Annotated in this window: 11 protein-coding genes and 1 riboswitch; of the genes, 6 read left to right on the top strand and 5 right to left on the bottom strand. The window is 74.5% G+C overall.

All coding sequences use genetic code 11. From position 1 onward, the window contains the following. The first annotated feature begins 83 nt into the window (after positions 1-83). Positions 84-890: a CPBP family intramembrane glutamic endopeptidase gene (locus tag CBP52_RS13475; RefSeq protein ID WP_094181386.1), complete on the top strand. Its 807-nt coding sequence runs from the start codon at positions 84-86 to the stop codon at positions 888-890. Here the strand turns inward: CBP52_RS13475 and CBP52_RS13480 are convergent, their stop codons facing one another. Beyond that, on the bottom strand, positions 891-1,475 hold the full coding sequence (locus CBP52_RS13480) for an HdeD family acid-resistance protein (RefSeq protein ID WP_232514498.1): 585 nt from the start codon (positions 1,473-1,475) through the stop codon (positions 891-893). Positions 1,476-1,688: 213 nt separating this feature from the next. Between CBP52_RS13480 and CBP52_RS13485 the strand changes: the two genes are divergently transcribed. Next, complete coding sequence (locus tag CBP52_RS13485; RefSeq protein ID WP_094181387.1) at positions 1,689-4,403, top strand: flippase-like domain-containing protein; 2,715 nt, start codon at positions 1,689-1,691, stop codon at positions 4,401-4,403. Between the two features lie 95 nt (positions 4,404-4,498). Here CBP52_RS13485 and CBP52_RS17645 read toward each other — a convergent pair whose 3' ends face one another. From CBP52_RS17645 to CBP52_RS13495, 3 genes are all read right to left on the bottom strand, one after another. After that, on the bottom strand, positions 4,499-4,654 hold the full coding sequence (locus CBP52_RS17645) for a hypothetical protein (protein WP_157732631.1): 156 nt from the start codon (positions 4,652-4,654) through the stop codon (positions 4,499-4,501). Positions 4,655-4,669: 15 nt separating this feature from the next. After that, a riboswitch (cyclic di-GMP riboswitch) is annotated at positions 4,670-4,745 on the bottom strand. Between the two features lie 192 nt (positions 4,746-4,937). Next, a complete protein-coding gene (locus CBP52_RS13490; RefSeq protein WP_094181388.1) occupies positions 4,938-5,921 on the bottom strand; it encodes an aldo/keto reductase in 984 nt (327 codons plus the stop codon). A gap of 78 nt (positions 5,922-5,999) precedes the next feature. Next, the gene (locus CBP52_RS13495) at positions 6,000-8,141 is read right to left on the bottom strand and encodes a penicillin-binding transpeptidase domain-containing protein (protein WP_232514499.1); all 2,142 of its coding nucleotides are present in this window, start codon (positions 8,139-8,141) and stop codon (positions 6,000-6,002) included. 583 nt (positions 8,142-8,724) lie between these two features. Here CBP52_RS13495 and CBP52_RS13505 point away from each other — a divergent pair. Further along, complete coding sequence (locus CBP52_RS13505; RefSeq protein ID WP_232514500.1) at positions 8,725-9,555, top strand: DUF5701 family protein; 831 nt, start codon at positions 8,725-8,727, stop codon at positions 9,553-9,555. 116 nt (positions 9,556-9,671) lie between these two features. Here the strand turns inward: CBP52_RS13505 and CBP52_RS13510 are convergent, their stop codons facing one another. Next, a complete protein-coding gene (locus tag CBP52_RS13510) occupies positions 9,672-10,469 on the bottom strand; it encodes a VOC family protein (protein ID WP_094181391.1) in 798 nt (265 codons plus the stop codon). 57 nt (positions 10,470-10,526) lie between these two features. Here CBP52_RS13510 and CBP52_RS13515 point away from each other — a divergent pair, with 57 nt between their 5' ends. From CBP52_RS13515 to CBP52_RS13525, 3 genes are all read left to right on the top strand, one after another. Then, a complete protein-coding gene (locus CBP52_RS13515; protein ID WP_094181392.1) occupies positions 10,527-11,252 on the top strand; it encodes a M50 family metallopeptidase in 726 nt (241 codons plus the stop codon). Positions 11,253-11,319: 67 nt separating this feature from the next. Further along, positions 11,320-12,132: a YqgE/AlgH family protein gene (locus CBP52_RS13520; protein ID WP_094181393.1), complete on the top strand. Its 813-nt coding sequence runs from the start codon at positions 11,320-11,322 to the stop codon at positions 12,130-12,132. A 271-nt stretch (positions 12,133-12,403) separates the two neighbouring features. Further along, a complete protein-coding gene (locus CBP52_RS13525; protein ID WP_094181394.1) occupies positions 12,404-15,184 on the top strand; it encodes a cellulose-binding domain-containing protein in 2,781 nt (926 codons plus the stop codon). The last annotated feature ends 96 nt before the right edge of the window (positions 15,185-15,280 follow it).

Consider the following 15,280-nt stretch of genomic DNA (forward strand, 5'->3'; position numbering starts at 1 on the left):
AAACCAGTTTGCGCGTATCCAGCCAATCCGCGCAAGACCCCCTCGTCGTCGTCCCGCACGGCCGCGGCGGCTACCGTGCCCCCATGCCCGCCACCACCGCCCCGACGCCCGGGACGCCACCCGTCTCCGAGCGCGCGGTGCGGCGCCGGCTCACGGTCGAGATCTGGATCGTGCTCGGTCTCTCGCTCGGCCGATCGGGGGTGTACGCGCTCGTCGCGATCCTCGACCGCATGACCGCGGGCCCCCCGCTCGCCGACCAGAGCACCACCATCAACGGACCGCTGAACCCACGCCCCTGGCTCGACGTGCTCTACCAGGTGCTGTCCATCGGCTTCGCGCTCGTGCCCGTCGCCCTCGCGCTCTACCTGCTCTCTGCCGGCGGCCGCTCCGCGACACGGCGCATCGGCCTCACGGCCGCCCGCCCCTGGCGCGACCTCGGCGTCGGGGTCGGCCTCGCGGCGCTCATCGGCATCCCCGGCCTCGGGCTGTACGCCGTCGGCCGCGCCGTCGGCATCACCGTGCAGGTCCAGCCGACGACGATCGACGACCACTGGTGGACCATCCCGCTGCTCGTCGCGCTCGCGCTCAAGAACGCGCTGCTCGAGGAGGTCGTCGCCGTCGCCTACCTCATGGAGCGCCTGCGCGAGCTGCGCTGGAGCGCGCCGCTCGTCGTCGCCGCGAGCGCGCTCCTGCGCGGCTCCTACCACCTGTACCAGGGGTGGGGGCCGTTCGTCGGCAACGTCGTGATGGGCCTGGTGTTCGCCGAGTACTACCGGCGCCGACGACGCGTCATGCCGCTCGTCGTCGCCCACACCGTCATGGACCTCGTCGTGTTCGTCGGGTACGCGCTCATCCCCGGCGCATGGCTCACGAGCCTGGGCCTCGACTAGCTAGTCGAGCACGACGCGGCGGGACCACGAGCGCACCGCGAACGCGCTCACCACCAGCAGCACGCCCGCGACCAGCGCGAACACCCCGAACAGGACCATGCCCACCGCGAGCGACTGCTGCGGGTTGAACGCGAGCAGCAGACCGATCGCCAGGTTCACCAGGCCGACCGCGAGCGCCGGGAACGCGGAGTCGTCGTCCTGCCGGCGCAGCACCACGGCCGCGACCACCCCCACGATCCCGACCACGAGGATCCACGCGGTCACCACGTAGAACAGCACGAGCACCGTCGGATGCGGCCACGCCATCACCAGGACGCCCAGCCCCACCACGACCAGCCCCACCAGGACCTGCCACCCCGTCGCACCCGGCGGGCGCTCCACGAGCGCCTGCAGGACGAGCAGCACGCCGTCGACCACGGCGAACACCCCGATGGTCCAGGCGACTGCGGTCAGCGTCTCGAGCGGGTGGAACACCATCAGCAGGCCCAGCGCGAGCAGGACCACACCCCGCAGCAGGGGCAACCACCAGACCCGGCGCAGCCCCGGGTCCGTCGAACGGCCGCTCTGGACGATCACGGTGCTCACGAGCGCTCCCCTCCCGTGGCGACGTGCGCCACGACCTGGCCCACCCCGCCGGCCCCCGGCCGTCGAGCCGCCGGTCGCCGCAGGTCCCGGTCACCACCCGACCGCCCTCGCCACCGACCGCCTTGTCGCCACCGTAGACCCGTACCGGGACGAACGGGCGACAACCGCCCCGAACCGCGGGCGGCGGCGCACCACCGCCTTAGACTCGCGGTCATGTCTTCGCGGGAGTCGGCCGGGTCCGCGTCGTCGCGACCCGCCGCGGCGGCGGACGACCTCGTCACGCCGCTGCCCGTCGCGACCGCGCACGGTGCCGGCCGGCCGGCCGCGACGCCCGACGACGAGCCCGGCATCCCCGGCCTGCCCGACCCCGACGACGACCGCGCGACCCGCGCCCGCGCCGAGGCCGAGGCGGCGACGATCGTCGTCGACGACCAGCCGACCGTCCGCGTGCACCACCCCAGCGACCTGATCTCCACGATCCTGTCCGCGCTCGGCGTCGCCGTCGTCATGGTGCTCGCGACCTACGCGCAGCACACCACCACGGGCGTCGCGGAGGACGTGCAGGGGTTCGCCACGCTGCTGCGCCGCATCCTGTTCGTGCCCGTGCAGGTGCTCGAGGGGTTCGTGACGCTCGTCGTGCCGCTCGCGGTCGGCATCGAGCTCGCGCTGCGCCGGCTCGGCCGCCAGCTCATCGAGGCGATCATCGCGGCGGCCCTCGCCGTCGCCGTCACCGCGGGCGTCGTGCTCGTCGTCCAGGGCGTCGGGTCCGACGAGCTCGTGCGCGGCCTGTCCGTGCGGATCGGCGGGACGTGGGAGCTCACCATCCCCGCGTACGTCGCGATGCTCGCGAGCCTGCTCACCGTCAGCGGCCCGCGCCAGCGCCGACGCTCCGTCGCGTGGTCGTGGCGGGCCGTGTGGATCGCCGTGGGCGTGCTCCTCATCACCGCGCAGGTCTCGCTCGCGGGGCTCGCCGTGGCGCTCCTGCTCGGGCGGCTGTGCGGGCTCGTCGTGCGGTACGTCTCCGGCGTGCGCAGCGAGCGCGCGTACGGCGCGAGCCTCGTCGCGGGCGTGCGGCGGGCCGGCTACGAGCCCGTGCGGCTGCGGCGCATCGCCGCCGACGACGACCCGGAGCGCGACGACGAGACCGCCCACCAGGCAGCCGGCCTGACGGCAGCCGAGTCCGCCGACGCGACCACCGACGGGGTGCACTCGGTCGCGCCGCCCCCCGCACCCGACGACGCGGCCGCCCGTGCGCTCGTCCGCTCCACGGGCTACCGCACCTACGAGCTGACGACCGACGACGGACCCCGCCTCGACCTCGTCGTCATCGACGGCGACCGCCAGGTCGCGGGCATGGTCTCGCGCGTGTGGCGGTCCGTGCGCCTGCGCGGCCTCGAGGGCCGGTCCGTGCAGTCGCTGCGGCAGACCGCCGAGCGCACCGCGCTGCTCAGCTACGCCGCCCGCGCCGCGGGCGTGCGCACCCCCGAGCTGCTGCGCGTCGCCGAGGCCCAGGACTCCATGCTCCTGGTCCAGGCGCACCCCGGCACCGCCGTGCCCCTCACCGAGCTGCCCGACGAGGCGCTCACCGACGACGTGCTCCGCGAGATCTGGGCGCAGCTGCGCACCGCGCACGAGGCCGGGATCGCGCACCGCGCGCTCACGTCCGACACCGTGCTCGTCGAGGACCTGCTCGGCACCCCCATCGTGTGGGTCGTCGGCTGGGAGAACGGCTACGTCGCGTCGTCCGAGCTCGCGCGGCGCATGGACCTCACCCAGATGCTCGCGCTGCTCGCCCTGCGCGTCGGGGTCGAGCGCGCGCTGCAGTCCGCGGCCGACTCCCTCGACGACGACGACGTCGCCGCCGTCGGCCCGCTGCTGCAGGGCATCACGCTGCCCGAACGCACCCGCACCCAGGTGCGCCGCCACCGCAAGGTGCTGTCCGACCTGCGCGCCGCGATCGTCGCGCGGATCCCCGAGGCCGACGTCGAGCCCCAGCAGCTCGTCCGGTTCGGCGCGCGGTCGATCCTCACGATCGTCCTGCCGATCCTCGTCGTGCTGCTGCTCGTCACCCGCATCAACATCGACCAGATCACGAGCGCGCTCTCGACGAGCGACTGGCGCTGGACCGCCATCGCGTTCGCGCTCGGCCTGCTGACCATCGTCGGCGCCGGGCTCGCCCTCACCGCGTTCTCCCCCGTGCGCCTGCCGTTCTGGCGCACGCTGCAGGTGCAGGCCGCGTCCAACTTCGTCGCGCTCGCCGCCCCCGCCGGCATCGGCCCCGCCGCGCTCAACCTGCGCATGCTCACCAGGCGCGGCGTCTCCACGACCCTGGCCGCCGCGACCGTGACGATGGTGCAGGTCAGCCAGCTCGTCGTCACCGTCGTGATGCTCGTCGTGCTGTCCGTGCTGTCCGGCGGCAGCAGCGGGTCGGCGCTGCCCGTGTCACCCGAGGTGCTGCTGATCGTCGCGCTCGTCGCCGTGCTCGTCGCCGCGTCGCTGCTGGTGCCCAAGGTCCGGCAGTGGGTCATGGCGAAGATCCGCCCCACGCTGCGCCAGATCTGGCCGCGCCTCGTCGACATCCTCGGCCGGCCGTGGCGGCTCGCCGTCGCCGTCGCCGGGAACCTCATCATGACGCTCGGGTTCGTGCTCGCGTTCGACGCCTGCCTCGCCGCGTTCGGGCAGCAGGCGAGCCTCATCCAGGTCGCGATCATCTACCTCACCGGCAACACCGCCGGTGCGCTCGTCCCGACCCCCGGCGGCATGGGGGCCATCGAGGCCGCGCTCGCCGCGTCCCTGTCCGCCGTGACCGGCACCAACCCCGGTGTCGCGCTGTCCATCGCGGTGCTGTTCCGCGTCGTCACCTACTGGGTGCGCATCCCGATCGGGTGGGTCGCGATGCGCCACCTGCAGCGCGTCGGCGAGCTCTGAGCCCACCCAGCCCTGAGCCCACCCGGGCTCGCGCCGACCGCCGGGCATGACGAGAGCCGGCACGCAGCAGCGCGTACCGGCTCTTCGTCGACGTCTCAGGCGGCGGTGCGCTCGAGCTGCGTCGGGACGGTCGTCAGACCCCCGCGGGTGGCGGCCAGCGCGGCCCACGCCTGGACTCGGACCAGGGGGGTGGCGGGCTGGAGGGCGGGAGACTGCGAGGACTCGGCGGGGGGAAAGCCGATCTGATCCATCTGCGGTCCTGTCTGTTCGGTAGCCCGGCTGACCGTCGAGGGTCCCGTGGCTTTGCGTCCCCTCCTCGCGGAGGGTTTGCCGTTATCGCTGACAGCACCGAAGGTAGTTCAGAAGACTTCCGGGGCCAAGTGCCCCGAACCGCGAAAATACGGGCACACCGATAAATCACCCGTTCGGCCCACCGCAAGCCGCCCCGTCCGCCCGCTTCGTCCAGGATCGTCCCCCGTGGCAGCCGGTGTCACGTGTCGCGTGCGCGCGCACACCCGGCGCTGCGCGCGCTGCCTACCGGGCGTCCAGCCACACGTGCGCCGGCGGCAGCAGCGCCTCGAGCTCGGGCCACAGCGCGTCCGGCAGGGCCCGCGCCGCCGCCTCGACCGTCGCCGTCACCCGCGCCGGCCGGCTCATCCCGACGACCGTCGAGGCGAACCGCTCGTCGCGCAGCGAGAACTGCAGCGCCGCGGTCGCGATGTCCGTGCCGTGCGCCGCGCACGCCTCCCGCATGCGCGCCGCCGCGTCGAGCGCCTCCGGCGGGGCCGGCCGGTACCCGTACGTCGTCGGCCCGCCCTGCTGCGCCGCGAGGATCCCCCCGCCGTACGCCGCCGCGTTGAGCACACCCATCCCGCGCCGGCGCGCCTCGTCGACCAACGGACCCGCGCTGCGGTCCAGCAACGTCCACCGGTTGTGCACCAGCAGGACGTCGAACACCCCCAGCTCCAGGTACCGCGCGATCTCCTGCACCTGACCGCCCGCGAGCCCGATCCGGCCGATCTGCCCGCTCTCCCGCAGCTCGACGAGCGCGTCCACCGCGCCGCCCGGGGCCGTCATCGCGTCGAAGTCGTGCCCCTCCGGGTCGTGCAGGTGCACGAGCGGCAGCGTGTCGAGCCCGAGCCGCTGCCTGCTCTCCGCGACCGACGCGCGCACCCGCGCACCCGAGTAGTCGGAGCCGCGCGGGTCGACCTTCGTGATCACGACGACGCCCTCGGGCAGCCCGTCCGCGAGGCCGATCGCGGCACCGATCCGCCGCTCGCTCTCCCCGTCCGAGTAGCCGTTCGACGTGTCGATCGTGCGGATCGGCGAGTCGAACGCCGCGAGCACCGTCGCCACGCCCTCCTCGGCGCTCACCTCGCGGCCGAACAGGCCCGGCATGCTCCCCAGCGGTCCGCCCCCCAGCGTCACCGCCGACACCGTGAGGTCCGTACCGGGCAGGGGACGCAGCCACGTCGGGCCACCGGGCGCGTAGGGGGGCTGTACAGGCGGGCGTGTCATGAGGTCCTCCGGTCGTGCGCGTCGGGGCTGCCCGCAGCGTGCCACCCACCCCCGCCACCGGGCGAGCGGGACACGGCGTCAGCGCTCGAGCGCGACGACCGGGGGGGACGTGAGGAACCGGGTGAGCAGCGGACCTGCCGTCGTCGAGCCGTACTCGCCCTCGTCGACGAAGACCGCGACCGCCAGGTCGCCCTGGACCGCGATCATCCACACGTGGTTCTTGAGCGCGTCGACCGGGCCGAACTGCGCGGTGCCCGTCTTGGCCAGCACGTCCGGCCCCGCCACGTCCTCGAGGAACCCCGCACCGCCCTCGGTGACGACCCCGCGCATGAGCGCGCGCAGCGCGGCACCCTCGTCGGCGGTGAGGTCCACGTGCGGGCGCGGCTCCTCGCTCGCGCTCCCCGACTCCTCGTCACCCGAGGTCGCCTCGTCGTGGGTCGCGTCCGCCGCGGTGTCGGCGTCGTCGGCCGAGCCGGACCCACCTGCCGCACCGGTCGCGCCGTCCACGACGAGCACCGGCGTGACCGTGCGCCCCGCCGCGACCGACGCCGCGACGACCGCCATCCCCAGCGGAGACGCGAGCACGCGGCCCTGGCCGATCATGGTCGCCGCGTGGTCCGTCCCGTCCGACTCGGACGGGACCGCACCCAGGAACGAGGCGAAGCCCAGCGACTGCGCCGGCAGCAGGCCCAGCGAGCCCGCGGCGTCGACGACCGCGTCCTGCGGCGCCTCGTCGCGCGCGCCGATGAACGCCGTGTTGCACGAGTGCGCGAACGCCGTGCGCAGCGGCACCTCGCCCAGCGCGTCGGCCGGGTAGTCGGGAAAGTTGTCGAACCGCCGACCGTCAACGGTCACCCCGTCCGCGCAGGTCAACTCGCTGTTCGGGGTCATCCCCGCGCGCAGCAGCGCGAGCGCGCTCACGACCTTGAACGTGGACCCGGGCGCGTACTGCCCGAGCGTGGCCGTCGACATGCCCCCACCGCCCGGGCCGCTCGCGGCGGCGATCACCTCACCCGTCGACGGGCGGATCGCGACGATCGCGGACGCCGGCCCCACGTCCGCCAGGATGCTCTCCGCCGACTGCTGCACGAGCGAGTCGAGCGTCGTGCGCAGCGGCTCGCCCGGCACGGGCGGCACGGTGAACAGCGCGCGCACCTCCCCCTCGCGCGGGCTGCCCTCGACCGCGCGCGCCTCGATCCGCAGCCCCGGCGTGCCGCGCAGCTGCTGCTCGTGCTGGCGCTGCAGGCCCGACAGCCCCGTCAGGTCGCCCGCCTGGACCGCGCCGTCGGACTTCTCGATGATCTCCGCGGTCGCCGCGCCCACCGTGCCGAGGATCGGCCGTGCGAACGTGCGCGTCGGCGCGAGCGGGATCGAGTCGGCCACCGCGTTCACGCCCGGCAGCTCCCGCAGGGCCGACACGTCGTAGTAGCCGTCGTCCGCGCGCACGACGATCGCCTCGACGAACGCCCGCTCGCCCGCGGACTCGACGCGCGCGGCGTACGCGTCGGCGTCGAGGTCGAGCGCCGCGGCCAGGCCGCGTGCCGCCGCGCCGGCCTCGTCCGCCGGCAGGAACGTCTTGTCGATGCCGATCCGGTAGACGTCACGGGCCTCGACGAGAACCTCGTCGCCCGCCCCCAGGACGTCCGCCCGCTCTGGCGCCTCGCGCGTCACGACGATCTGCTCGTCGGCCGCGAGGTTCGGCGCGAGCAGCGCGGGCGCCCACGTGGTGTGCCAGACGTCCTCGTCGTCGCGCTGGAGGCGTGCGGTCGTCTCGTAGGTCCAGTCCCGCGCCGCACCGGCGACCGCGTCGCCGTCCGGCCCGTCCGGCCCGGCCGGCGTGGTCGCCGCGTCCGGCTCGTCCGCGTCGCCCGTCGGCTCGCCACCGGGAGCCCGGCCGCCCGCGCGCCACGTCCATCGCAGCACCGCGTCCGCGACCGCGTCGTCGTCCTCGTGCTCCTGCGCGCTCACGAGCGTGACGGTCAGCGCGTCCTTCCCGAACGCGTCCACCACCTGCTCGAACGCCTCCTCGCGCTGCTGGCGCGCCTGCTGGGGCGTCGCGCCGTCGAGCGTGACGTCCGCCAGGTCACCGCCCTGCAGCGCGGTGGCCAGCGCCTGAGCGGCGTCCTGCGGTCCCGGCGGCGAGGCCGTGCACGCCGTCAGCCCGGCCGACGCCAGGAGCGCCGCGACGCCCACCGCCGCGACACCACGCGCGGTCCGCACCGTCGTGCGCCTCGTCCCACCGTCCATCAGTCCGGGCCTCCGTCGTGTCGTCGTCTCGTCGCGCCTCGCGACCGTCGTGCCCCTCGCGCGCCCGCGCCGGGCACCCTCGCCGGGCACTCGTGCACGTCGCCGCAGAGCTCGTGCGACCGCACGGCGTACACCGGGCGGACGCGCCGACCGGGACGGCGCACGGGCCGCGCGAGCGGTCGCGACCCCGCCCGGACCGGACGGCGTCGCGTCCCGTCGCCGACACCGGCGACCGGACCGCGGCAACGCGTCCGCCGACCCGCGGGCGGCCGCTCGGGCTCGCAGCCGGTCAGGCCACCGGGGCAGCCGTGCAGATCAACGTGTGAGACGGGCGTCCACCGCAGGGACGTCGGCACTCTATCCGTCCGCCCTGACACGGTGCGCGGCAATTGCTCCCCTGCACAGGACCTCCCCACCCGCACGGCCCGGCGGGCGACGAGGGACGTGACCAAGGGCCCGGGATCACCCGCGACGCGGGCACGAACCGGACGTCCCGCGCGTTCTCCATCCCGCGCGTCCGACGCCCCGGACGCCCGACCGTCCCGTGGAGGTCACCGTGCCCGCACCCACCCCGACGACGACCCCGACGACGAGCCCGACGAGCCCGTCCGCATCTCCCGTACCGCCCGCATCGCCCGCCCCGGCGACTCCCGCGGCCCACCCGGCCCGTGCGGCTCACGAGCTGCCGTCACTCCGCGAGCAGGCCGAACGGCTCGTCGCGCTCGGCGTCGCCGACCTCGCGGGCATCGCGCCCGACGACCTGCGCGCGCTCGCGCACGCCGCGGACCGCACCGACCCGACCGAACCCACCGGCCCCGCCAGCCCCGGCAACCCCGATGACTCCCGCCACCGTGAGCCCGGCGAGGCCCGGCCGGGCGGCCTGCTCGTCCTGCCCCCGACACTCGTCCCGGTCTCGGCGCTCGCACCGCTGCTGCGCCGCGGCGAGCGCGCCGGGTTCGTCGTCGAGGACATGACGGACGTCGACGAGTTCGCGCCGATCGCGGGCCTCGACGTGCCCGCCGAGCCGTACGTGCTCGTCGGGCTCGACCGCGGCGACGACCTCGCGAGCTGGTCGCCCGACGAGGCCGCCGACGAGCTCGCGCGCCGCGCGCGGACCCCGCTCACCCTGAGCGAGGGCGTGCAGTGGGTGCTGCAGGCGCCCGACGTGCTCGAGCGCAACCACTGCTTCATGACGATCGGCTCACGGCGCGTCACGCCGCGCGGCGGGCTCGACGCGCGGACGCCCGCGGTGTGGATCTCCAACGGCACGGGCCGCGACGGTCGCGAGCGCCGCGACGCGCCGAAGGTCGGCTGGTGCTGGGCGCGCAACCGGCACACCTGGCTCGGCTTCGCCTCGGCCACGTCGCGGGAGACGCTCACGCGCTGAGCGCCGGCGTCGTCGGGACCGGGTCGTCCACACGGACGTCGCTCAGGCCGACGTCGCTCGGGCCCGGGTGGCTCAGGCCCGGGATGCTCAGGCGGGGGCGGCTCAGACGGGGTGGCTCAGCCGGGGACGCGGCCGGTCGACGGGTCGCGCGCCGTGAGGCAGTAGGGGGAGCCCGACGGGTCGAGGAGCGTCGTCCACCGCTCGCGGCGCGCGACCAGCCGCGCCCCCGCCTGCACGTGCGCGCGCTCGACGGCCGGGCGTGCGACCGTCGCGAGGTCGAGGTGCGCGCTGGTCTCGCGGCGCGGGTCGTCGGCACCGAGCCGTTGCAGCAGGAGGCGCAACGGCATCCCCGCGGGCCGCTCGAGCGGCACCAGCTCGCCCGTCGCGCGGGGGGCGAGCGGCCAGCCGGTGAACGCGGGCCAGAACGCGGCCTCGTCGTCGAACCGGTCCGCCGGGACGTCGAGGCAGACCTGGTCGACCAGCGCGCACGCCGCACCGTCGCCGTCGCGCACGCGCTCGGCCACGGGGACGGCCCCGGGTCGACGCGCGTGCCCCGTGTGCCGGACCAGGCAGAACACGTACCCGCCGGGCGACGAGAGCACGACGTGCCCGCCCGCGTCGTGCTCGAGCGCGGCCCCGAGCGCGAGCGCGCGCACCAGCTCGGCGCGCACCGCCTCGTCCGGGTCCCGCCCCTCGGCGGTCACGTGCAGGTCGAGGTGGACGCGCGGGCCGTCGGCGAACCGCTGCACGCGCAGGTAGTCGTCGCCGTCGGGCGGCACGAGCGTCGCGTACTCGTCGTCCTCGCCGCGCCACGGCGAGAGCGTCGAGCCCGTCACGCGCAGCCAGAACGCGAGCGTCTCGTCGAGCGTGTCGGGCGGCAGGTCGAGCATCGCGGTCGTCCACCGGATCGGCATGGGGTGACGCTAGCCCGTCCGCCCCGCGGGTCGCCCGCGACCCGTACGCTCGCGCGCGTGGACTGGCTGCGAGAGACCTGGTCGGACGTGACGACGGCGAACCCCGTGCCCGAGACCTGGGTCGTCGTGGCGACCGCCCTGGGCGTGCTCGTCGTGCTGGCGGTGCCGGTCGCGTGGCGGGTCGCGCGGCACGCGCTGACGATCGTGCACGAGGCCGGTCACGCGACGGTCGCGGTGCTCGTCGGACGGCGCCTGTCGGGCATCCGTGTGCACTCGGACACCTCGGGCCTGACGCTCTCGCGCGGCCGCCCGCGCGGGCCGGGCATGATCGCGACCGCGTTCGCGGGGTACCCCGCGCCGACCGTCGTGGGCGTGGGCGCCGCGTGGCTGCTGGTACGCGGCTACGACGTCGCACTGCTGTGGGCGCTGCTCGTGCTCGTCGTCGGCGTGCTCGTCGGGATCCGCAACTGGTACGGGCTCTGGGCCGTGCTCGTGACGCTCGCCGTGCTCGTCGTCGTGACCGGGTGGGCGTCCGCGCAGGTCCAGGCCGTGTTCGCGTACGCCGTGACGTGGTTCTTCCTGCTCGGCGCACCGCGCGCCGTGCTCGAGATGCAGGCGGGACGACGAGACGCGCGCCGACGCCGGGCCCGCGACACGTCCGACGCCGGGCTGCTCGGCGGGCTCACGCACCTGCCCGGGGCGTTCTGGGTGGGGGTGCTCGCGCTCGTCACGGTCGCCGGGCTCGCGCTGGGCGCCGTCTGGCTCGTCGGGCTCCAGGTCTGAGCCACGCGCGTCTGACACATGCGCGTCCGGGGTGCCGTGCGCGGCCCTTCGAGCCGATGATGGAGCCATGACCCTGAGCGGACGGCTGCTGGTGGCGGCACCACAGCTGCTCGACCCCAACTTCCACCGCACCGTCGTGCTGCTGCTCGACCACAACGACGAGGGTGCGTTCGGCGTGGTGCTCAACCGGCTGCTCCCCGTGGAGGTCGACGCGGTGCTGCCGGGCTGGCAGGACGTGGTGAGCCGCCCGGACGGGCTGTTCCAGGGCGGCCCGGTGGGGCTAGACGGCGCGATCGGCGTCGCGGTCGCTGCGCCCGCCCCGCCGGGCCGCGACCTGCGCGACGACCCCGCGGGCTCGCGCGACCAGCTGCTCGAGGGTCTGCGCGGCGGCGGCCTCGACGACCCGGGCAGCCTGGGCCGGCCGGGCTCGCCGGGAGACAGGGGCGAGCCGGGCGACAGGGGCGAGCCGGGTGCCACGGGTGACACGGGTGGCAGGGGTGGCACGGGGGACGCGGGTGACGTGCTCGGTGCGTCAGGTGCCGGCCGGGACGGCCTGAGCGGTCAGGCCGCGAGCGGGCCGGGGAGCGACGAGCCCGTCGTCGACCGGCTGACCGGCGTCTACGGTCTGGTCGACCTCGACGCGGACCCGACGAGCGTCGTCGGGCGGTTCAGCGGGCTGCGGATCTTCGCGGGGCACTCCGGCTGGGGCCTGGGTCAGCTGGAGGAGGAGATCGCCGAGGGTGCGTGGTTCGTGGTGCCGTCCGAGCCGTCGGACGTGTTCACCGACGACCCCGAGACGCTCTGGAGCCGCGTGCTGCAGCGGCAGGGCGGGGACCTGGCGATGCTGGCGCACTACCCGCCGGACGTGCGGCTGAACTGACCGTCCGGACCAGGGTCCGCAGGCGGCCGGGCTGATCGACCGAGTTGATCGGCCTGGCTGATCGGCCTGGCTGATCGGTCGGGCTGATCTGTCGGGCTGATCGGCCTCGCTGATCGTCGTAAACGATTCGCCCGATTCAGTCGTCGAAGCGCTTCAACTAGCGTCGCGCCTGCCCTAGACCTCCGCGCACCCCGCAGCCCGGCGCGACGGGTCGTCGGCCCCGTCGCGACCCTCGCGGCGGGCCCACACCACGCCACGAAGGAGTGAGCGGATGCGTGTTCCGACCCTGCTCGCGACACCCCGTCCCACGACGACCGCGAGACGCGCCGCCGCCGGGGTGCTCGCACTCGCGCTGACCGCGACCGGCATCGCCCTCGCCACCGGCCCCGCCGACGCCGCCGACCCGCCCGCCGGCTACACCTGGGGCAACGTCGAGATCGTCGGCGGCGGCTTCGTCCCCGGGATCATCTACAACCAGGGCGAGAAGGACCTCGTCTACGCCCGCACCGACATCGGCGGCGCGTACCGCCTCGACCCCCGCACCGAGCGCTGGATCCCGCTGCTCGACCACATCGGCTGGGACGAGTGGTCCCACACCGGCGTGCTGTCCCTCGCCACCGACGCGCGCGACCCGAACCGCGTCTACGCCGCCGTCGGCACCTACACCAACGAGTGGGACCCCCAGAACGGGGCGATCCTGCGCTCCACGGACCGCGGCGAGACGTGGCAGCGGACCATGCTGCCGTTCAAGGTGGGCGGCAACATGCCGGGCCGCGGCATGGGTGAGCGCCTCCAGATCGACCCCAACGACAACCGCGTCCTGTACCTCGGCACCGAGGGCGGCAACGGCCTGTGGCGCTCCACCGACTACGGCGCCACCTGGGCTGAGGTCACGAGCTTCCCCAACCCCGGCAACTACGTGCAGGACCCCACCTCGTCGAACTCCTACCTCACGTCCAACCAGGGCGTCGTGTGGGTGACGTTCGACCCCACGAGCGGCTCCGCCGGTGTGGCCAGCAAGACGATCTACGTCGGCGTGGCCGACAAGGAGAACAACGTCTACCGCTCGACCGACGGCGGGGCGACGTGGGCGCGCGTCCCCGGCCAGCCCACCGGCTACCTCCCGCACAAGGGCGTGTTCGACAAGGTCGGCAAGCAGCTCTACATCGCGACGAGCGACACCGGCGGCCCGTACGACGGCGGCAAGGGTGACGTCTGGCGCCTCGACACGACGACCGGCGCGTGGACCCGGATCTCGCCCGTCCCGTCGACGAGCTCCGACCTCTACTACGGCTACTCCGGCCTGACGATCGACCGGCAGGACCCCGACACGATCATGGTCGCCACGCAGGTCTCCTGGTGGCCCGACGTCATCATCTTCCGGTCCACCGACCGCGGCGCCACCTGGTCGCCCATCTGGGAGTGGGCCGGCTACCCGGACCGCACGCTGCGCTACACGCAGGACATCTCCGCAGCGCCCTGGCTCGGCTTCAACGCGACGAACCCGCAGCCGCCGGAGCCGCCGGTCAAGCTCGGGTGGATGACCGAGTCGCTCGAGATCGACCCCTTCGACTCCGACACGATGCTCTACGGCACCGGCGCGACCATCTACGGCACCGACAACCTCACCGCGTGGGACACCGGCGGCACGATCGACATCACCGTCAAGGCCCAGGGCATCGAGGAGACCTCCGTGCAGGACCTCGCCGCACCTCCCGGCCCCGTCGAGCTCGTGTCCGCGCTCGGGGACCTCGGTGGGTTCGTGCACACCGACATCACCAAGGTGCCCGCCAAGCAGTTCACCCAGCCGTTCTTCGGGACGGGGACCTCCGTCGACTTCGCCGAGAAGAAGCCCGCGACGATGGTGCGCGTCGGGCACGCCGTCGACGGCGCCGTCGAGTCGCACATCGGCATCTCGACCTCGTCCGGCTCGACGTGGTGGGCCGGGCAGGAGCCCGCGGGCGTGACGAAGTCCGGCACCGTGGCGGTCAACGCCGACGGCACCGCGATCGTCTGGTCGCCCGAGGGCGCCGGCGTGCACCGCTCGACGACGCTCGGCTCGTCGTGGACCGCCTCGACCGGCGTGCCCGCCCAGGCGCAGGTCGAGTCCGACCGTGAGGACCCGAAGGCGTTCTACGCCTACTCCGCCGGGAAGCTCTACGTCTCGCGCGACGCGGGCGTCACCTTCACCGCGTCGTCGGCCTCCGGGTTCCCGACGACCGGCAACGTCCGGTTCGGCGCCGTGCCCGGCAAGGCGGGCCACGTCTGGCTCGCCGCCGAGAACGGTCTGTACCGCTCGACGGACTACGGCACGACGTTCACGAAGCTCCCGGGCTTCACCGACGGCGGTGCCGTCGGCTTCGGCAAGGCGGCGCCCGGTGCGTCGTACCCGGCGGTCTACTCGACCTCCGAGTACGAGGGGGTGCGTGGGTTCTTCCGCTCGCTCGACGGCGGCAGCACCTGGACCCGCATCAACGACGACGAGCACCAGTACGCCTGGACAGGTGCCGCCATCACCGGCGACCCCGACGTGTTCGGGCGCGTGTACGTGGCCACCAACGGCCGCGGGATCGTGGTCGGCAACACCGGCACCACACCCACGGTGACGCCCACACCCACCGTGACACCCACGGTGACACCCACGCCGACGCCGACGCCGACGCCGACGGTGACACCCACGCCCACGCCGACCCCGACGCCCACCCCCACCCCGACGCCGACCGGTACACCGACGCCGACGGGGGCGTGCACGGTGAAGTACGCCACCAACGACTGGCCCGGTGGCTTCACGGCGTCGGTGAGGCTCACGTCCGCGAGCGCGGTCAGCTCGTGGTCGCTCGGGTTCTCGTTCCCCGGGGACCAGAAGGTCGTGAGCGGCTGGTCCGGCACGTACACGCAGAGCGGCAAGGCCGTGACGGTGACGAACGCGCCGTGGAACGGCTCGATCGCCGCGGGGTCGTCGGTCGAGATCGGGTTCAACGGTTCCTTCACCGGCTCGAACCCCAGGCCGACGAGCTTCACGCTCAACGGCACGACCTGCACGGTGTCCTGACCCCATGACACCGGCGTGACCACGTCTGGTGGGACCGCGTCGGGTGGGACCGCGTCGGGTGGGACCTGAGGCCGCACCTCGGTCCCACCCGACGCC

The organism is Cellulomonas sp. PSBB021, from assembly GCF_002240455.1.
Classification (GTDB): domain Bacteria; phylum Actinomycetota; class Actinomycetes; order Actinomycetales; family Cellulomonadaceae; genus Cellulomonas; species Cellulomonas uda.